This is a genomic window from Mycobacterium sp., from assembly GCF_032159775.1.
Classification (GTDB): Bacteria; Actinomycetota; Actinomycetes; order Mycobacteriales; family Mycobacteriaceae; genus Mycobacterium.
The window spans coordinates 48,158-68,267 of the sequence record NZ_JAVHWK010000006.1 but is presented as its reverse complement, the minus strand read 5'-3'; the positions used below and the strand labels follow the sequence as shown (position 1 = coordinate 68,267).

Below are 20,110 nucleotides of genomic sequence, written 5' to 3'. Positions count from 1 at the left end.
CGTCGATCTTGATTCGGCAGCCGATGGAGTCACTGTCGCCCTGGGCGGAGACGTTGACGAAGACGGCCGGTTGGGTGGTGGTGGTGTCGTAGGCCCACGGCAGCGTCGTGTTGTCGACGCGCTGCGGCTGGGCGTTCACGTCCAGGTAGGTGATGGTCGCGACCGTGCCCGGCGGGCCGAAGACCTCCAGCACGACGTGCTTGGGGTTGAACGGCACGATGTCATCGGCGGCCCCGCTGGGGGTGGATACGACGTCCTTGGAGCCGAAGATGCCGTTCAAGCGGTACACCGCGAATCCCGCAACTGCGATGACGAGGACCGCGACCAAGATCATCCACCGGCGAATCAATCGGCGTCCGATCGAGAATCGCAGCATCCGTGACCCTTGCGATGAGCGGTCTACAGGCGCGGACGTGGGACATCTCCTCGGACGGTTAGATCAACTAGGTAGACCGTACGATATGGGTCTGCGACCGGCACATCGGAGGTGCCTTCTCACAGCCAACCTCCAGGTTGAGCTCAGCCGATGAAAGATGTTGCCGCCGACCGGACATCCAATATTGGTCGGCACGGCCGGTGGCCGTCGTAGGCTCGTGTGGCGATGCTGGAGTCTGAGATCCGGTTCCTTCCCCTCGGTGCACGCCGCGTGGCCTACGAGGTGCGCGGCAGTGGTCCGCCGCTCGTCGCGCCTGCGTGGTGGGTGAGTCACCTCGAACTCGACTGGCAGAGCGCGAGCTTCCGGCGATTCTGGGAAGGCGTCGCCGATGGCTACACCCTCATCCGTTATGACCGACTCGGCGTCGGAATGTCGGACCGAACGCTGCGAGACTCTGATCTCACTGTCGACGAGGAAGTCGCGACGCTTCGCGCGCTGCTCGACGAGCTCAAACTGGAGCGCGTTTCGCTTGTCGGAGGCTCGTGCGGGAGCTGCACCGCAATCGCCTTTGCCGCAACGTATCCGGAGCGCGTGGAACGCCTGGTGCTGTACGGGTCCTACCCCGACGGCGCGGAGATCACGGCGCCGGGTGTGGGTGACGCGATCATTTCGGCGGTGCGCGCGCATTGGGGGCTCGGCGCGCGCCTGCTGAGCGACATCTTCCTCGGCGGGGCCGACTCCGCCGAGCAGGAACGCTTCGCGGGTCTGCAGCGCGACGCCGCGACAGCCGAAACTGCTGCCGCGTTACTGGGATTCGTCTATCGCCTCGACGTGCGCGCTTTCCTTCCCCTGGTCCGCTCGCCGGCAGTGGTCGTGCATCGTCGCGACGACCGCGCCGTTCCTTTTCGGCTGGGGCGTGAGGTCGGGGCCGCGATTCCCGGCGCGACTTTCATCCCGCTGCAGGGAAGCGCGCACTTCCCGTGGCACGGCGATGTCGATTCCGTGGTGCGCGCGTGCCGCGAGACCCTGGCATCCGCGCAGTCGTCGCAGCCTCCAACGAGCGAGACGGCGCCGGCCCTGCTGTCCCGTCGTGAACATGAGGTTCTTGCCTGTGTCGCGCGCGGTCTGAGCGATGGCGAGATCGCAGAGCAGCTGGTGCTCAGCTCCCATACCGTTCACCGCCACGTGGCGAACATCCGCCGCAAGCTGGGTCGCAGTTCGCGGACGGCCGCCGTCGCGGAGGCTGCGCGCCTCGGGCTCTTGTGAGTAGCCGGAACGGGCCACATGCGAGAGATGGCCGATTTGAGCGATGCGCGCACGGTGCTGCCGCTCATACATTCGGCGGCATGACAGACACAGTCGGCGCCGAGCTTCACGTGACCCCACCGTCTCGGGCATGGATGCGAATTTTCGCGCTGGTGTACAACCCATTCCTCTGGCTGGGCGAGATCGCAGGCATGCGCAGCATGCGTCGCAGGCTGCTGGGCAGCGCCCGCGGGCGGGTTGTCGAGATCGGTGCCGGGACGGGGCTGAACGTCGAGCATTACCCCGACGACCTCGACGAACTCGTTCTCACCGAACCCGACGAGGCCATGCGGCGCAGGCTCACCCGCACCCTGCAGCGGACGGGGCGCGTCGCGCAGATCGTCGACGCGCCTGCTGAGCGCCTCCCCTTCGCGGACGCATCAGTGGACACCGTCGTCTCGACGCTTGTGCTGTGCACCGTCCCCGATCCCGAACGCACGCTGGGCGAGATCGCCCGTGTACTCCGCCCCGACGGCCAGGTGCTGTTCGTCGAACACGTGCGTGCAAGCTCGCGGTTCCTCGCGGCGTGCCAAGATGCTCTTCTCCGTCCGTGGCGCGGCTTCGCCGGCGGGTGTTATTGCAATCGCCCGACCGCAGAATTAATGCGCGCCAGTGGGTTTCTGGTCGCGGCCGACGACAAAGTGTGGCGCGCTATGCCTGCCCTCGTCCATCCGCTCATCGTCGGGCGGGCGACCCGGTGATCCAAATCGTTTACTACGCGTTCCGGTTGAAGCAGAGGAGCACTCCCAAGGAGATCTTCAGGAACATCGTGCTGCCGTTCATCGGCATGTGCCTCACCGGTGTGCTCTGGGTGAACCTGCACGCCGACGCTCTGCTACGGCGCCATTTGGCTCGCGATCGGAATCATCCTGCTGTTCTTCATGACCCGGTTCTTCCGCACACCGCTGACGATGAGGATCGAGGAGGAGACACTCGCCGAGGAGGGCACACCCGTGCCCCACATCAAGCACCGCGGCGAGTGACCAAAGTAGCTCGCTGCCACGGATCGGGAGAATCAGCCCGGGGTCGCTCGGCTGAGCTCGTCGAATCGGGCAAGCGCAGCGTCTAGGTCGGCCTCGTCGAAGATCTCGCCGCGGCTTATCAGGTCGCCCTCAACCGTCAGAACGGTGATCCCGCGCCAATCTACGCTGAAGCCACTTTGCGAAGTTCCACGCGATGTAAAGGTCGCAACCGCTCCGAGGTCGGTCAGCCGATGCACTGTCTCGATGCGCATCGTGACATCGGGAGCAACGTCCCACGTTGCGTCGAGGTAGGAGTCCACATCGGCTTCGTGAGCGATCCCGCCGCCCCGGCGGTCGACGGTGACGCAGTCTGGCGTCGCCGCGGGAATCTGTCGACAGTTGAGCGTGGCATAAGCACGGGCTACGACTGACCAGGTGGGCGCATGGGCAGCCGCTTCACCGTCGCGATACCAGGCGTCGAGCTCAGCGAAGGCGGCGTCTATATCGTCGGGATCGAAAGCAACGCCAACGCTGAGCAAACCGGCGTCGCCGACTTCCATTACCGTCAGGAGTTCAACCGCGATCGGATGATTTTCTTGGGCGCTATCCCGCCAGACTTCGCGAGCGAGTGAGAGATGTGCTCCCCTTGTTGCGATCGGCTCCCAAGTCATCACGAAGCTGTCCGGCGAAACCTCCAGCACCGCTTGAAGATTTTGTCCCAGTGACGCTGCCGGCTCAGAATGAAGCCCTTTTCGCCGATCGATGAATAGCGCGTCCGGTGATACAAGCGCGAGGTACACGTCGGGGTCGCGACGGTTGTACGCAGCAGCCAGCTGTGTCCCGATCTGCGTAGCCTCGTTTTCAAGCCGGGGCTTCGGCGCAGCGAGTTCATCAAAACGTGCAAGCGCTCCGCCGACGTCTGTGCCATCGAATAGTTCACAGCGGCTAGCTCGGTCCCCCTCGAATATCAGAAGGCTGGTCTCGCGCCATTCGGCATCAAACCCATCATTCGACATTCCGTGGACCACGTGAGATAGCACTGCACCGGTGTCGGTGAGGCGATGGACGGCCTCGACGTAGATGCGTACGTCTCGTGTGAGATCAAATGCGGCATGGACGTATTGGGAGAACTCGCCTGCTGCGAACGAGGGTCCGAGGCGGTGGTCGAGATTCACCCAGTCTGGCGTGGCTAGGGGTGTCTGTTGCTTGTTGAGCGCGGTGTAGCCACGGGCGATAGCAGACCACGTCTCTGAGTAATCAGCCGCCTCACCCGCCAGGTATCGGGCATCCAGTTCAGCAAAGGCGGCGTCGAAATCGTCGGCGTCGAACGATATCTGCGCAGCGATTCGGTCATCGGCGACTGTCTCGGTGACACCTAGGACCTCGTTGACAGCTTCGTGATCACACTCCATGTACCGCGTCCGGAGAAGGGTGAGATGTTCGCCGCGGGTTGCTATGACAGCTGTCAATATGTCCTCGGCCCCGAGGTCGACGATGACACGCATATCCGTTATTGCGGCGTCTCGACCGTGTCTTGCTCCTGCACCCACCACTCGTCGCCGATCGTCCGTGAAAATTTCCGTGGCCAGTGTGTCTGCCATGCCGTCCCAATCGCGGGCAGCAAAGTGTGCCAAAAATCGCTTGGCCGACCGACTTGCCGCGTTTTCCAAGCGCGGAACTGGCCGGGTGAGCTCATCGAAACGGGCGAGCGCGGCGTCCAGATCGGTCTCGTCGAATAGTTCTGCGCGGCTTATGAGATCGCCGTCGACCGTCATCAGCTCGACCATTCGCCACTCTGCATCGAAGCCCTCCGTCGAGGTTCCGTTGACGACGTTGACGAACACTGCTCCGGCAGCGTCCAATCTGTGCACAACTTCAATGCGTGCACTGACGTCGTGCGCGCTGTTCCACCCGGCACGGACGAAGGGGGTCATGTCGCCGGGCGGGAAGCTGATCCCACGCCGGTGATCGCGGTTGACCCAGTCAGCGGTTGTCGGCGGTAGCTCGCGGTGTCCATCGAGCGCAGCCTGAGCTCGCGTCACAACCGACCACGTCCGCGCGTGCGCGGCCGCCTCGCCTGCGATGTACTGCGCATCGAGTTCAGCGATGGCGGCATCGAGGTCGGCGACATCGAATAGGACATGCGACGCGATCTGGTTGCCTGCGCTGACCTCGACAACGTCGAGCACCTCGCCGTCAAATGGTTCGGGAGAGTCTCGAAGAGAAAAGCAATTGCGAACCAGCACCATGTGCTCACCACGGGTCGCAATTGCGGTCGACACGATCTCGTCGACGCCCAGTTCGGAAATAACACGCACGCTCGCTATTTCGGCATCTCGACCGCGTCGAGCAGCCTCGTTCACGACATGGCGGCGATCGTCGCTGAACACGTCGTGGGTCAGCATCTCGGCCATCGCGTCCCAGTCTCGGGTGGGGAAGTGCGCCAGGTAGCGCTTGACCAAGCGGAATGCCGCGTTTTCCAACGGTGTCCGCTGCAACTCTTCGAATCGGGTGAGCGCCTTCTCGAGATCCGTCTCGTCGAACAGCTCGGAGCGACGCATCAACTCTCCGTCACACTCGAGCAACTCGATCATCCGCCACTCGACTCGGGCGCCTTCTTGAGACGTTCCGTGAAATGTGTTGGTGACCACCGCCCCCCGGTCACTCAACCGGTGAACTTCAACGACGTAGTTGCGAAGGTCCGGCGTCTGGTCCCATGCCACTCCGAGGTATTCGGTCAAATTCTGTGCTTCGACCGTCGTATGCAGCCTGTGGTCGATGTGCACCCGGTCCTGGGCCCTCGGCGGGACCTCACCCCGGTTCAGGGCGGCCCACTCCCGGGCGATAACCGACCACGTCCTCGCGTATGGGGCCGCCTCGCCGGCGAGGTATCGGATATCGAGTTCCGCGAAGGCTGCGTCGAGGTCGTCGGGGTCGAACCCGACCCGTGCCACGATCCGCTCGTCGGCGTCGATCCCGACAATGCCGAGCACCTCGGTGTGGAACGCGTCGGGCCCCTGATCGCGTCCGGAGTAGTGGGCACGAAGGAGGATCAGGCGTTCGCCGCGGGTAGCGATGACAGTCGACGTCATGTTCAGGATCCATAGGTCGGCGATCGCGCGCATGTTGACGATCTCGGCATCACGACCGCGGCGGACACCGGCACCCACCAGGTGTCGGCGATCATCGCTGTAATAGTCGTTGGCCAACATAGCGGTCATCGCGTCCCAGTTGCGGTCCTGGAATTGAGATATCAAGCGCTCGACAACTCGGCTTGCCGCGTTCTCAAACAGTCCTGCCCTCGGCTGGTCTGATTCGAACCGCGCATGCATTGCGTCGAGTTCGGCAGTCGCGCCGTCCACATCGTCGATGTCGAACCACACCTGCTCTGCGATTCGACCATCGTCGTCGAGACCGACTACCTGAAGCATCTCGTCGCGCGGTGCCCCCGGACTCGGGTCGGCAGTGGCTGCCTGCAATCGGACGAGGGCGACACGTTCGCCTCTGACCGCGACAAATTCCTGTTCGAATCGCACCATGCCTGCTCTGAAGTAACGCCTCATCTCGTGTGGCCACTGGCGGGCAGGTATCCGGATCGTCGAGAAGCCAACGATCTTTCGGCGACTCTCCACGGAGACCTCTGGTGCAAACAGCTGCTCTATCCGGTCCCCATCTTCGCGGTTGACAGCGGCTATCAGCCCTTCGCCCACTTGTGTGCACGTGTTGACGGGTGCGGTACCCGGTGCTTCGACCGGAGGCGTCGGCGAATCAGCTCCGTCGCCTCGACCGAAGGTGGCGCGCGCCCGTTCAACAAGCGCTCCAGCGCCTTTCCGCTCGTAAAGGTCAGCCGCACGCTCGGCGGCAGCGCGTGCCCCGCTGGTGTCGCCGGCCGCGCCCAACACGATCGCCAGCGTCAGGCATGCGTCACCGTGATCGACCAAGGCATCGGTGCGCTCAGCGAGGGCGACCGCCGCCTCGGCGACGAGTCGAGCCGCGTCGTGCTCACCACGCCGGGACAGCAACTGCGCCCGAAGCGTTCGCCAGGCAATCGATGCCTTGAGTGCATGGCCGGCAAGTCCCTCACTCTCCACGCACAATTCGTCGGCCTCGTCGTCCCGGTCGAGCGCGAGGCACGCGCGGCCCAGCAGCGCTGCGGTCTCGGCAGTGTCAGCATCCAGTCCCATTCGACGAAAACCGTTGTAGGCCTTCCGTAGATGAGGCTCGGCGGCAGCCGGACCGTCGGCGACCAACTCAACGATTCCCGCGAACTGCTCGACCTCGAGTCGCGCGTGCCTCAAGCCGAGTTCGGTAACCGTGCGACGGGCGGAGTCGACCATTCGACGGGCCGCAGCCGCACGGCCACGAAAGGCCTCGAGTACTGCCTGGCACCGCGTGGACGTCGCCTCGACAGCGGGCGAGTCGGTGGTGATGCGAAGGAGGCGAACCACGTCAAGGCACCGCCCGCCTGCACGCGGAACCGGATTCGGTCCCCACAGCGCCGCAAGGGGCGCGTTCGCCAGCACGTTGTTCACTCGGCGGTGGTCGCGTGCGCGTCGCGCGGCGGTGAGAGCGTGGTCCAAGGCGATCTCGGAATCACCGATACGCCCGAGGCGAGCAAGGCATCCGGCGCGGACAGTGTGCGCCTTGGCTTCTCCGGCCGCGTCCTCGAGTTCAGCGAGTATCTCCGCCGCCGTCCCCACCGCTACCTCGACCGCGTCCAGACGCTCCGGATGAATGAGCATCGACAACTGACCGTCGAAGCTTGTGGCCCATGCCGCGAGTCGAGCCGAATCCCTTGTCGCGGGCTGCAGTTGCGCAACAGCGTCTGTCGCCGACGCCATGTCACCCGCGGCGAGCAGCGCCTCACAGCGTGCAACCAGCAGTTCGGCGGTCTGGTCGTCGCGGTCAGGCAACTCGTCGTCGATCTCTTCCAGAGCGTGCAGGGCGTGGTCATACAGGTCAGCGGCGCCCTCGTAGGCGAGGCGAGCCATCGCCTGATCTGCGGCGCGCCTGCAGTACTCGACGGCCTTGGCGGCGTTGCCTGCCCACGCGCATTCGAAGTAGTGGTGTGCCAGATCGGCAAGCAGCTCATCACCGGCGCCTGGCTCGCTCTCCAATGTCGTGGCGATGCGTTGATGCAACCGCATGCGTCGCACCGATGGCAGTTCGGCAAGCAATGACTGTCGGACGAGGGCGTGATTGAACCTGTAGTAGCCGCCCGGCTCCTCGACGACGATTCCTGCCTTGCACGCTTCGTCGAACGCATCCACCAGGTCCTGATCGGTAACCCGCTCGACCAGTTCGACGGCAAAGCGACTTCCGACGACCGCTGCGGCGGCGAGTGCCTTGTTCGTTTCCACCGGAAGCCTTGTGAGACGGCGACTTACGGCCTCGCGCACGCCTTGGGGCAGGGTGCTCTGATCCCAGACGCCGCCGCTCTCGTCCACGTGCCGAAGCGCCTCGATGAGGAAGAAGGGGTTGCCGCCGGTGACTGACGCCAGCGCCCTGGCGAGCTCTTCGTCGTCGTAACCGGCCTTGGCGACGTACGTCGTCACGTCGCCCTCGTCCAGCCCGCTGAGTTGCAGGCGCTCGGCCGTGCCGTCGCGGTGCAGATCGGCGAGCATCGCGGCCAAGGGGTGGGACCGGTCGAGGTCGGTACTGCGATACGTCCCAACTATCTGTACGCGAGCCCGCTCGCCGAAGCGCAGAAGATGGCGCAGCAGAAGGAGTGTCGACTTCGCGGCCCAGTGAAGATCGTCGAGTATCAAGACGACCGGCGCACTGACTGAGGCGACCTCCAGCAGCGCCACGACCGCGTCGAAAAGTGCGTAGCGCTCGGTGTCGGGGTCCGCCCGCGTCGGTGCGGCGAGGTCAGGCAGCTGATCGCTCAACCCTGGGATGAGGGGGAGTAGGCCCTCGACGCCTCGCAGCCCGCGCAGCCTGCTTGCGCCGAGACACGGCACCAACGACCGCAGCGCTTCCGCGAACGGCTGATACGGCGCACCGAGGTCCTCGTCGCATCGGCCGTAGAGCACGAACGCTTCCTGCGCGTATGCCTGACGGGACCATTCTCCGGCGAGACGCGTCTTGCCCACTCCCGGTTCGCCTGCGATCAGCATCGCCCCGGCCCCGCTCGCCAACGTGGCCTGCCATGCCCCCAGAAGCCGCGCGAGTTCGCTACCACGGCCGACGAACGGTCCCGAACCGGTCAGGACTGCCGGCAACTCCGGGCGCTCGACCGGCTCATCGGTTGGGGCGTGTGAAGCAACGGCGTCGGAGTCTTGCAGATGAAGCTCGAACACGTGCTCCGGGCGCGCCAGGTTGCGCAGTTGCCGCGTTCCGAGATCGGCAAGAGCGACGTCGTCGGGTAGCGAATCGATCACGAGTTCGGCAGTAGCGCCCGAGCACAGGATCTGACCACCGCAAGCCAATGACCGAAGACGCGCGGCGCGGTTGACTGCCCGACCGAAATAGTCCCCATCACGAAGTTCGACCTCGCCGGTGTGCAACGCCACCCGGATACGCATCGGGACGCTGAGCGTCCACGGCTCACCGGTGATCGCTTCTTGCAGTTCGATGGCGGCCGCGGCTGCTGCTGAGGGACGCTCGAACACAGAGAACGTGGCATCGCCTTCCCCGCGCGTCTTGATCAACCGCCCGCCGCGCGATGTCACGACCTGTTCGACGAGCTCGTCGTGGCGTGCGAGCGCCGATCCCATCGCGTCCGCGTCGGCCTCCCATGCGGCCGTCGACCCCTCGATGTCAGTGAGCAGGAAGGTCACCGCTCGGGTGACACTCGACACCTGCTGTGCCACCGGCATTTCCAGCGCAGCATCCTGGGCGACAACGGCAGCCTCCAGCCGCCGAAGTTCCGGCCCAGGGTCGACGCCCAGTTCGTCGGCGAGCAACGTGCGGGCCCGCTGATATGCGCCGAGGGCCTCGCCCTGCCTGCCTGCACGGTAGAGGGCAAGCATCAACTGGCCCCAGCGCCGCTCGCGAAGTGGTGCGTCGGCCACCGCCGCCTCGAGCTCGCCGATGATCTCGGCGGCACGACCCGTCACAAGCAGCGCGTCGGCGCGATCTTCCACCAGCGCGGCGTGCGCTTCGGTCCAGCGTGTCTTCTCCGATGACCCTCGTCGGCCGTCGGGCAGCTCTGGGATTCCGCGCCACAGAGTCATCGCCTCCTCGAAGCGCGCCACCGCCTGGCTGGTGTCGCCCGCCGCGGCAGCCTCGCGGCCCATCCTCGCGGCGGCCTTGTACCGCAAGGCGTCCACTTCTGTCCCGGCCGCGGCCCAGCCGGCTCCCTCAGTGAGGATGAAACCGTCGCCCAGAGTGCGCCGCAGCGACGAGATGTGCGTCTGGAGGGCCTTGGCTGCTGTGCGCGGTGGGTCGTCGCCCCAGAGGAGTTCGACGAGCGCGTCGGCCGAAACGACCGCACCCCCGTGCAAACCGAGCATCGTGAGGATGGCCCGCGGCTTCGCGCCAGGGATCGCGACCGGCAGACCGTGCTGCCGAACCTGAAGAGGCCCCAAAACCCGCAGCTCCACCGCTTGAAGCGTAGTCACCCGGTCATCGTCGGTGGGCCGATTCAACACACGGTCAAGATCGGGTAAAGGTGTCGATCAAGCCCGCGGGCTGGGCGACTAGCTGGCCTTGAACCGCAGCTTCCACCGCACGACGCTTCCGTACACCAGGCACAGCACGGCGAGCATCGCCATGTCGAACATCCACGCGCCCGGGGTGTGTGCCCAGTGGGCATCCTGTGGGCCCGGGGCGGGCTCCAGCACCCGCAGGTCGACGGTGGACGAGGCGGCGGCGTGGCCCCAACGTGCCGGCGTGACCCACGACAGCTGCTCGAGCCCCGCCCTGGCGGCGACCGGCAGCAGCCCGCCGGACAACACCAGCTGCGCCATGATCGCCACCACCAAAAGCGGCATGATCTGCTCGTTCGACCGGGCGAGCGCGGACAGGGCGAGGCCAAGGACCACCGACGCGACGCAGGTTGCGGCCACGGTGACGAACAACTCGAGCGGGGCGCTGTGCAGTAGCACCGCGCCACGGGTCGGCCCGTTCTTGCCGTACAGCACGATCCCGACCATCACCGCCGACTGGACGACGGCGGCAGTGCAATACACGACCACTTTCGCCATCAGGTAGGCCCATGTAGACAAACCAACGGCCTGTTCCCTGCGGAAGATCGGACGCTCACCGATCAGGTCCCGAATGGTCAATGCGATTCCCATGAAGACGGCACCGATGTTGAGCAGGACCAGGATCTCGGTCGGCTCGTCGGGGGCGCTGCCCAACGGGTTCGGAATCCCGAACCCCACGCTCCCGGGAACGGAGAGCGACAAAACACCGAGGATGAAGGGCAGCATCACCAGGAATATGAGGTAACCGCGGTCGGACAGGATCAGCCGTAGCTGTCGGCGCGCGATCGTCGAGAACTGGCGCCGAAAGCTGGTCTGTGCCGGCTTGCCCAGATCTGCCGGCTTCTCGACCTCCGCCGGGGCGGGCGACGGCCCGGTCCGCGCGAGGTAGCGGCCGTGGGCCGCATCAGGATTCGCGGCCACCTCACTGAAGATGTCGGCCCAATCCGTCGTACCCATCGCAGGCCCCACATCGGCCGGGGACCCGCCGAACGCCACTTTTCCGCCCGGGGCAAGCAACATGACCTGATCGCACACCTTCAGGTAGGCCAGGGAGTGGGTGACGACGATGACGACGCGGCCCGCGTCGGCGAGCTTGCGCAGCATTGCCATCACCTGCCGATCGAGCGCAGGGTCCAGGCCGGATGTCGGTTCGTCGAGAATGAGCAGCGACGGACCTGTCAGGAGCTCCATCGCCACCGACGCACGCTTACGCTGGCCGCCGGAGAGCTTGTCGACTCGCGTGTTGGCGTGAGGCGTCAGTTCCAGTTCGTCGAGCACCCGCCCAACGATCTCGCGCCGGTCTTCTTTGGTGGTGTCGGGCGGCAACCGCAACTCCGCGGCGTAGTTCAGTGCCTGGTCCACGGTGAGTCGGCTGTGCACCACGTCGTCCTGCGGCACCAGACCGATACGACTGCGCAACGATGCATACGCGGCGTGAATGTCGTGTCCCTCGAACGACACTCGGCCTTGGGTCGGCAGCGTCGCCCCGGCGATCAGTTTGGCCAGTGTGGACTTGCCCGCACCCGACGGTCCGATCACCGCCGTCAGGGTCCCGGGTCGGGCCGCGAAAGTGATGTTGTCGAGCAGTGTTCGGCCCTGGTCGATTGTCAGGCTGGCGCCCTGGATCTGCAGACCGCCAGTGCCGGCTGCTCCGGTGGTGTTGCTGCGGCCAACGAGGGTGCCGCCGACGCAGACGAGGTCGAGGTTGCCGATCGTCACCACGTCGCCCTCGTGCAACGCCGCCGTCTCGGTGCGGACGCCGTTGACGAAGGTGCCGTTGATGGTGCCGGCGTCCCGAATCTCCAGACCCCGGTCGGTCGGCACGATCGTCGCGTGATGTCGTGAGGCCAGCACATCGGCGACCACGATGTCGTTGTCGGAGGCGCGGCCAACGGAGATTGCTCCGGCAGGTCGGGTGCGATGCGAATTCACCCGCCGGCTTGGCTGCGCAACGCGCTGCGAGACCCCGGTGGGGGGACACGGCGCCGAGCCGGTCTGTCGGCCGACCGAGAAGCTCAGTCGAGGGCCGTCGGGGTCGCCTATGGTGATGCACTGTCCGTCGCTGATGTCGACAGACGCCATGCGCCGGCCATCGACGAATATGCCGTTGAGGCTTGCGTTGTCGGTCGCCACCCAGCGGCCGCCGTGGCAGCGCAGCAGCAGGTGTGCGCGCGACGCCAGCGGGCTCGCAATGTGGACGTCGGCCTGCGGGTCGCGTCCGACCACGATGTCCCGGTCTGGTGCAAAGGTGCGCTGCGACGAATCCGACCGGACGGTCAGAAACGGATCGCGCGCCATCGCAACGGGGAAGATGTCGGTGTCCAGCGACTGCGGCGCGACGGTTCGCAGGCTCGGTATCACGGCTGTCGGCAACTCCTGTGTGAAGGAAGGGCGCCGGAAGCCGGTTGAGGGCTGCATGGGCATGGTCGAACTCCTTGCTGGTGTCGATCCCTTTGGCATGGTCCGAAGTTACGGTCCTTTGACCAGCGGTTCGCGCTTGTGCGCACAACCCGCGCATTCGACGATCTTCGCCTTTACCGCATTCTGCTCACGGCAGGTATCGGTGATTCCGGTCAGCGGCGACTTGCTAGTCACCGACGGCGAAGTGTTCGGTGCAGTAGTCGAGGAAGGCGACGGTCCGGCGCGTGAGGTGCCCGCGCTCGGTCACTGCGAGGAGAGCTACTTCCGGAACATCTTCGGTTATGTCGAGTTCGCGATATGGCCGACCGTCGTGGCTGGCGTTGGCGCTCGAGTGCTGCAGCAGCATGGACCATCCGAACCCTCGGGCAACGAGGGCGCGGACACCTTCCACGTTCGAGGTTTGGTACGCGACCCGCGGCGTCACGTCGGCACTGGACAGGACCGCGCGGTAGAAGGCCTCACCGGGCGAAATGTCTATGAGGATCAACGGTTCCTCTTCGAGACTGCGCAAGCTGATGGCTTCTTGCCCGAACTCGACGAAATCTTCTGCCACAAGCACTTTGGGGTGGACTGTGAACAGCGGGTGCGCGACCAAATCACCGCGCACGTCGAGGTCATACATCAGAACCACATCGCATCGGCCTTGGACGAGCCAGTCTTGCGCTTCGCCGGCCGTGCCCTCGATGAAGCTGAAAATTACTGCGGGATAACGGCGTAAAAATCCCGACATCAGACCGGGAAGGAGAACTGGAGTGAGCACAGGGTCCAGCGCGACTTTGAGTTCACCCGCCACCGCTGCGCCGATGTCCGCGGCGTTGCGCTCCAGCTCTCTTGCCCGCACCACCAGCGACCGCAATTCCGGAAGCAATGCGGTTCCCGCGGCGGTGAGAATGACACCTTTGGCTCTCATTCGATGCAGCAAGCGGACTCCTACGATGCTCTCGAGCTCGGTGATGGCGACTGACACCGCCGACTCAGAGATCGGCAGCTGAGCTGCGGCTGCCGCGATCGAGCCCTTCTCCGCAACGGCGAGGAAGTACTCCATCTGACGCAGCGTCATGCGCATACACCCAACTTTAAGTGAGGAATATCCATCAAAAGAACTATTTGACTCGGTTACGTGCTGGGAGAACATTGGGAATCGGAGCGCGAAGGTCAACGTCCGGCAGGGACCGTGACCTTGTGAGAGGGATGAAGATGAATCGTGTTGCCTTGATCACCGGGGGCAGTCGGGGTATTGGCGCAGCCACCGCCCTGGTGCTCGCAGAGCAGGGGTTTCGAGTAGTCGTCAACTACCGTTCGAGTGCCGAGCAGGCAGATGAGGTGGTCCGGGCCGCGACCGCGGCAGACGGCGAGGCGCTGGCAATTCGAGCGGACGTCACAGAGGCGGACGATGTGGCCGCGATGATCGGCGAGGTCGAAGAGCGGTGGGGCCGAGTCGATGTGCTCGTACACAACGCTTTGATTCCTTTTGACGTCACTTCGTTCGCCGATCTGAGTTGGGAGCAGCTCGGCGGCAAGCTGGACCGTGAATTGCGTGCCGCATTTCTGATCACGAAAGCCGTTGTGCCTGAAATGATCTCTCGCAACTACGGCCGGCTGGTGTACCTCAGCACGGGACTTTCGCGACGTCCGCGCGAAGGCATGATCACGCTCGGCACCGCCAAGGCGGCACTGGACCAGTTTGTCCGCTACGTCGCCCTCGAACTAGCACCACACGGAATCACCGCGAACCTCGTGGCGCCCGCCACGGTCGGAGAGACAAAGGTGACCGGGCAGCTGAGCACCGAACAGGTACGTCACCTCGGCGCGACGAACCCGATGGGTCGCCTTGTGCGCCCCCACGAGGTGGCCAAGACAGTGGCCTTCCTGGCAAGCGAGGAGGCCGGATTCACCACAGGCCATTACCTGCCGGTCAACGGCGGCCTTTCCATGGACTGACCGGGCAACGCCCGTTGGGAATGGGGGAAGAAGAAAGGAGACGTCATCATAGGCACGATCGAGCGGCAGCAAGCCGTCGTCGTTGGCGCGACCGGCGAGCTCGGCGCCTCAATCGTCTGCCGCCTGCGCAAGGCCGGGGTGCCGGTTGTTGCCGTAGCCCGCGACCGCGACCGCTAGGGCTGATGACAATCGTCGACCAAGTCAGCTGGGCGGTGGCTCAACTGCTGGTGGAGGCCGACGCCCTGCACGGCGCAACGCTCGCTTTGGACGGCGGCGCCCGTCGAGGGCTCTTATAGGAGGTAGAGATGCACACCATCGACCTGGCGTATGTCGGAAATGGGTACCACGAAGAACTGATCGCCTACATCGCCGATCAGGAGGGCTACTACGAGGACGAAGGTGTCCATGTCGCCATCCGCGACGGCGTCGGCTGGAAGATGGAGCGCGTACGCCGTTGTGCGACCATCGGGCTTGGCAGATCTCTGTTGTCGCGGCTGACCGATGGCATCGGCTGGCAGATGCTCAGCGTCAACACCCATCGCCCGTTGTTCTGGTTTCTCGGCAACGCCGACGTGACATCGATGGCGGACCTTCGCGGGCGCCGCCTGGCAGTACACGCCGGGCACACCGCTCCCGGGTGCTTCGCCCGGATCGTCTTGCGCAAGCACGGGCTGGACCCCGACCGAGATGTTGAATGCCTGGCGCGGTTTCCTGGGGACTACCAGATGGACCTGCGACGTCTTCGCGAAGGCTCCATCGACGCCGCCTACGTCGGCAGCACCCTTTCACCTGAACAGGTTGCCGAGGAGGAAGGGTTCCATCTGCTTGCGTGGGCCGGCGACCATTTTCAGATCCCTACCGTCGGCATCGCCGTCGACCCCGTGCATATCCCGCTGGACAGCCCCGCACTGCAGGCTGTGGTGCGGGCCAACCGGCGGGCGCTGCAAATAATCGCCGATCAGCCAGCCCGGGCGGTCGACTACCTTGGCTCGTTCCTCAACCGACTCACTCCCGATGAAGCGAGACAACACTACGAGCGCTACATCGCCCCGTACTACACGTCGGATGGCCGGGTGGACCTCAACATCGCGCAGCGGGCGATCGATGCGGTCGCCGCCGAACTCGATGTTGCGCCGGTTTCCGCCAGTGAGATCTACCAGCCGGCCCTTCTGTAGTCCCTGGGGGCTGATGTTTGGATTTCTGCCGGTGCGGATGCCCGATCTCGTCGATCTCGCGACTTGCGGGAACGACTTGATCGCAGAGTGTGCGGAGCGTCCGTAGACAGCGGAGCGTCGGGTCCGACAAGGGGAGCGCATGAGAATCGATCGGACAGTTGCCGCGGTCGCGCTGTTGGGTGCCGCTGGACCGGATCTGTGAAGAGGCCGGACGCCGTGGACTGCAAGAACGGGACTGCGGCCGCACGCACATCCGATCTCTCGCTCGATGCGAGAACGCTGCGGGGCACGGTCATCAGCACTTCTGACGGGCCGGCTTGCGGCAGCCCGACTCCGATCACGGGCGAGCCCGTGCACATCGCCATGGATCAGGCCTGAGCCGCAGCGCATCTGAATTGAAGTAGCCGACTACTTACGCTGGTACTGCGCACGACTCCCAAGATGTCCTCATGACGCAGTTAGCCATGTCGCCATCGGAACGCCGCTTCGCTTGGGTCTCCAAAGCCCTGTGTCGATCCACAGATCCTGACGAACTCTTCGTCCGTGGCGCGGCGCAGCACCGGGCGGCCCTGATATGTCGCCAGTGCGCCGTCGTCACCGAGTGCCTTGCCGACGCGCTCGACAACGGCATTGAGTTCGGGGTGTGGGGAGGCATGACTGAACGTCAGCGCCGCAAGCTCATCAGGCAACACCCCGAGGTGAAGTCATGGTCGGAACACTTCGCCGCCCGCCGCGCGTCGCGGTGACGCAATTCTGACGCTCCTCACCAGGCTGCGGCCGTCAGGCATACGATTCGAAAATGACCGAGGTCAAGTCCCGCTCCAAGGTGTCGTCCTGGGCGTATGCGCTTCGCACGACGAATCCGCCACCGGATGCCCCCATCGACGCAGTCACGCGTTGGCTGGTGGTGACCAGGGCGGCGGTTCTGCCGATGACGCTGGTAGCCGGACTGGTGGCCGCGCTGCTGGCAGTCGGGGAGCCGGGCCTGGACTGGCGCTGGCTGGTGCTGGCGCTGATCGGAATCACCCTCGCCCATATCGCGAACAATCTGATGAACGACCTGTTCGACACTCAGGTCGGCACGGACAGCGCCACCTACCCGCGCGCGCTCTACGCTCCACACCCCGTGTTGTCGGAACTGGTGACCCGCCGCACGCTGTTGCTGTCGATCCTTCTGGTCAACATCGCCGATCTTGGGATCCTCGTTGTGCTCACAATGGCCCGCGGGTGGCCGGTGCTGGCCTTCGCGCTCGCGGGCTTCGTCCTGAGTGTCGCCTACACAGCGCCGCCGCTGCGGCTGAAGAAGCGCGGTCTCGGCGAACCCGACGTCTTTGTCGTCTGGGGTCCGCTGATGGTGTGCGGCACCTACTACTCGGCCGTCGGCACCGTCGGCTGGGACATTGTGCTGGCGTCACTTCCGTACGGATTGCTGTGCACGACGGTGTTGATGGGCAAGCACATCGACAAGATCCCGTTCGACGAGCCGCTCGGAATCCACACGCTGCCGGTCATTCTCGGCGAGCGGCGAGCGCGCGTTGCGACGCTGGCGATGATGGTGGGCTTCTACCTGCTCGTCGTGCTGGCTGTGGTGCTCGGCGTGATGCCGTGGCCCGCGCTGCTCGTTTTCCTTGCGCTGCCGCGGCTTTGGAAGGTCTGGCCGCGGTTCCGTCGACTACCGCCCGACGAGCCGCCGCCCGATTACCCGATCTGGCCGCTGTGGTACGCGGCGTTGGCGTGGCTGCATGTACGGCAGGCCGGGGCGCTGCTGGTGCTCGGCCTTGCGGTCGGCGCCGTGCTGAAGGTGGTCTGAGGTCATCCGAGCACAGCAACTCCTCGCTGTACCGTCGAGGTATGAGCTTGTTGACTGACCTGGGCGGAGTCCGCGACGCAGTGGGCCGCGCGCTCTTCGGACTGGTGGCAGGGCCAGACGGCGCCGACAACAGGGCACGGATCCATGGCACGCCCGGGCCGCGCTGGTTCGCCGACGACCGCCCGATCAGGCGGGTGCACGCCGACGCGTCGATGTTCGTCGGCGGCCTACGGGCGCTGCTCTTCCAGTCGCTGCACCCGCTCGCCATGGCGGGAGTCGCCGAACATTCCGACTACCGCGGCGACCCGTGGGGCCGGCTGCAACGCACGAGTACCTTCCTCGCGGTCACCACGTTCGGCACCGCAGGCGATGCGCAACGTGCTGTGGACAAAGTCCGTGGAATTCATCGACGGGTCCATGGCGTAGCGCCGGACGGCACGCCTTATTCCGCGTCGGATCCTCACTTGTTGGAGTGGGTGCACATCGCCGAGGTGGACAGCTTCTTGCTGGCTTACCAGCGCTACGGTGCGGCACCGCTGGACCAAGCCGGCCGCGACGATTACGTGGCGGACGCCGCCCGCGTCGCTGAGGCGCTGGGCGTGGCCAACCCGCCACGTACCGAAGAGCAACTGCGGCAGAGGATTTCGTCCTATCGCCGTGAGTTGCGCGGAACCGCCTCAGCAAGGGACGCCGCCAGGTTTCTCTTGTTGACGCCGCCCCTGCCGTTGGTGGCCCGGGCACCGTACGGCGTGCTGGCTGCGACGTCGGTGTCGATGCTGCCGTCATGGGCTCGTGCGCCGCTGTGGCTGCCGTATGTTCCTCCGGTGGAAGCCACCGTGATCAAGATGGCAGGCACAGCCATCGTCGGCGGGATTCGGTGGGCGATGACGCCGGCGCAGGTAGACGATGAGTCGGTGGCCTGAGCCCGAGAAGCCTGGGCCGGGGCAGGAATCGGTGTGGGATTACCCACGGCCACCGCGGCTGGAGCAATTCGCGGGGGCCATCACCGTCGAGCTCGGCGGTGAAACGATCGCGTCGACGACCCGAGGATGGCGGGTCCTGGAAACCAGCCATCCGCCGACCTACTACCTGCCGCAGGAATGCTTCGCCGAAGGGGCACTGCGACCCGCGTCGGGTTCATCCTGGTGCGAATGGAAAGGCCAGGCGAGCTATTTCGACCTGGTGACCGACACCAAACGTGCACAGAAGGCGGCGTGGACGTACCCCCGCCCGACAGCCGGTTTCGAACCCATCGCAGGCGCAGTCGCGGTGATGGCGGCCGCAGTCGACCGCTGCACCGTCAACGGTGAAGTGGTTCTCCCACAGCCGGGCGGCTTCTACGGCGGATGGGTGACGAGCTGGGTCACGGGGCCGTTCAAGGGCATTCCGGGGTCGATGGGTTGGTAGTGGTTGCGGACGTGGAGTCGTGGCTACTGGACTCCGACCCGGCGCTTCGCTGGCAAGTCGAACGTGACGTCTCCGGCGATGCCCCTTCGGTCTGGGAGGCGACCCGCGCGAGGATCGCGAAAGAAGGGTTCGGCGCGCAGCTGCTCGCCCTGCAGGATCCCGACGGTCGGTGGGCAGGTGGCGCCTTCTTTCCCGCAGGTTTCGACTTCGCAGACGTGGACGAAGAAGGCCAACCCTGGACGGCGACGACGTGGGTGCTCAACGACTTGCGGGAGTGGGGACTCGACCCCGCGATATTGCGGAAGCGCCGTACCGCGGAGTTGCTTGCGGACAACGCGCGCTGGGAATACGACGACCTGCCCTACTGGGGTGGAGAAGTGGACTGCTGCATCAACGCCTGGACAGTCGCCAACGGCGTCTGGCTGGGAGCCGACATCACGGGCATCGTGGACTGGTTCGTCGACCACCGGCTGCCCGACGGCGGTTGGAACTGCGAGTGGGTCGACGGCTCCACGAAGTCGTCGTTTCACTCAACGCTCAACTCGCTCAAGGGTTTACTCACCTATGACGCCGCCACCGGCGGATCCGCGGCGACGCGCGCCGCCCGATTGGGCGGGCAGGAGTATCTCCTGGAGCGGCAGCTGTTCCGCCGCTTGTCGACAGGGCAACCAGTGGGGCCGTGGGTGCACCATCTCGGCCATCCGTTCCGTTGGAAGTACAACGTGCTCAACGCCGCCGACTACTTTCGCGCGGCGTCGCAGTTCGACGGCACAGCGCCGGACCCGCGGATGGCCGAGGCGATTGAGTTCATCCGTGCCGCGCGACAGCCCGACGGCACGTGGATTCAGGCCGGACGGCCGCCGGGCCGGGTGTGGTTTGAAATCGACGTCGCAGAAGGTGAGTCGTCGAAGTGGCTGACCCTCTGCGGGATACGGGTGCTCGAATGGTGGGACCGGGCGAACGTCGCGTGAGATGTCAGTTGTGCGGCGGATAGCACTTGGCCGACGGCCACTGCCAGAGATCACGCACCGACTGGGGGATCGGGGCATGGGGCCTCGCCC

14 protein-coding genes are annotated in these 20,110 nt (G+C 65.3%); 9 read left to right on the top strand and 5 right to left on the bottom strand.

The window, feature by feature from the left end; all coding sequences use genetic code 11:
• Positions 1-376, bottom strand: a 376-nt coding sequence (locus QOJ24_RS00800) for an MmpS family transport accessory protein (protein WP_526258143.1), incomplete at its 3' end; no start/stop codon positions are given.
• Between the two features lie 225 nt (positions 377-601).
• On the opposite strand from QOJ24_RS00800, the gene QOJ24_RS00795 reads away from it, so the two are divergent.
• The gene (locus tag QOJ24_RS00795; protein WP_526258141.1) at positions 602-1,642 is read left to right on the top strand and encodes an alpha/beta fold hydrolase; all 1,041 of its coding nucleotides are present in this window, start codon (positions 602-604) and stop codon (positions 1,640-1,642) included.
• Positions 1,643-1,722: 80 nt separating this feature from the next.
• Complete coding sequence (locus QOJ24_RS00790) at positions 1,723-2,382, top strand: class I SAM-dependent methyltransferase (RefSeq protein ID WP_526258139.1); 660 nt, start codon at positions 1,723-1,725, stop codon at positions 2,380-2,382.
• 314 nt (positions 2,383-2,696) lie between these two features.
• Here QOJ24_RS00790 and QOJ24_RS00785 read toward each other — a convergent pair whose 3' ends face one another.
• From QOJ24_RS00785 to QOJ24_RS00770, 4 genes are all read right to left on the bottom strand, one after another.
• Positions 2,697-10,190: a BTAD domain-containing putative transcriptional regulator gene (locus QOJ24_RS00785; RefSeq protein ID WP_526258156.1), complete on the bottom strand. Its 7,494-nt coding sequence runs from the start codon at positions 10,188-10,190 to the stop codon at positions 2,697-2,699.
• A 96-nt stretch (positions 10,191-10,286) separates the two neighbouring features.
• Positions 10,287-12,593, bottom strand: a complete 2,307-nt coding sequence (locus tag QOJ24_RS00780) for an ATP-binding cassette domain-containing protein (protein WP_526258154.1) — start codon at positions 12,591-12,593, stop codon at positions 10,287-10,289.
• 171 nt (positions 12,594-12,764) lie between these two features.
• Positions 12,765-12,890, bottom strand: coding sequence for a hypothetical protein (locus QOJ24_RS00775; protein ID WP_526258138.1), 126 nt, complete (start codon positions 12,888-12,890; stop codon positions 12,765-12,767).
• Entirely contained in the window at positions 12,883-13,782 is a 900-nt protein-coding gene (locus QOJ24_RS00770; RefSeq protein WP_526258136.1) for a LysR family transcriptional regulator, read from the bottom strand. Before QOJ24_RS00770 ends, QOJ24_RS00775 begins: the two co-directional genes overlap by 8 nt.
• 131 nt (positions 13,783-13,913) lie before the next feature.
• Between QOJ24_RS00770 and QOJ24_RS00765 the strand changes: the two genes are divergently transcribed.
• The 7 genes from QOJ24_RS00765 to QOJ24_RS00735 all read left to right on the top strand — a co-directional run bounded on the left by QOJ24_RS00765 (position 13,914) and on the right by QOJ24_RS00735 (position 20,020).
• Entirely contained in the window at positions 13,914-14,657 is a 744-nt protein-coding gene (locus QOJ24_RS00765; protein WP_526258134.1) for an SDR family NAD(P)-dependent oxidoreductase, read from the top strand.
• Between the two features lie 305 nt (positions 14,658-14,962).
• Complete coding sequence (locus tag QOJ24_RS00760) at positions 14,963-15,832, top strand: ABC transporter substrate-binding protein (RefSeq protein ID WP_526258132.1); 870 nt, start codon at positions 14,963-14,965, stop codon at positions 15,830-15,832.
• A 449-nt stretch (positions 15,833-16,281) separates the two neighbouring features.
• Positions 16,282-16,578, top strand: coding sequence for a WhiB family transcriptional regulator (locus QOJ24_RS00755; RefSeq protein ID WP_526258130.1), 297 nt, complete (start codon positions 16,282-16,284; stop codon positions 16,576-16,578).
• Positions 16,579-16,631: 53 nt separating this feature from the next.
• Positions 16,632-17,642, top strand: a complete 1,011-nt coding sequence (locus QOJ24_RS00750) for a prenyltransferase (RefSeq protein ID WP_526258128.1) — start codon at positions 16,632-16,634, stop codon at positions 17,640-17,642.
• Positions 17,643-17,683: 41 nt separating this feature from the next.
• Positions 17,684-18,565 carry an oxygenase MpaB family protein gene (locus QOJ24_RS00745; RefSeq protein WP_526258126.1) on the top strand — a complete coding sequence of 294 codons (882 nt, stop codon included), beginning with the start codon at positions 17,684-17,686 and terminating at the stop codon, positions 18,563-18,565.
• Positions 18,549-19,049, top strand: a complete 501-nt coding sequence (locus QOJ24_RS00740; protein WP_526258125.1) for a DUF427 domain-containing protein — start codon at positions 18,549-18,551, stop codon at positions 19,047-19,049. The genes QOJ24_RS00745 and QOJ24_RS00740 overlap by 17 nt, the downstream gene beginning before the upstream one ends.
• On the top strand, positions 19,049-20,020 hold the full coding sequence (locus QOJ24_RS00735; RefSeq protein WP_526258123.1) for a prenyltransferase/squalene oxidase repeat-containing protein: 972 nt from the start codon (positions 19,049-19,051) through the stop codon (positions 20,018-20,020). Before QOJ24_RS00740 ends, QOJ24_RS00735 begins: the two co-directional genes overlap by 1 nt.
• The last annotated feature ends 90 nt before the right edge of the window (positions 20,021-20,110 follow it).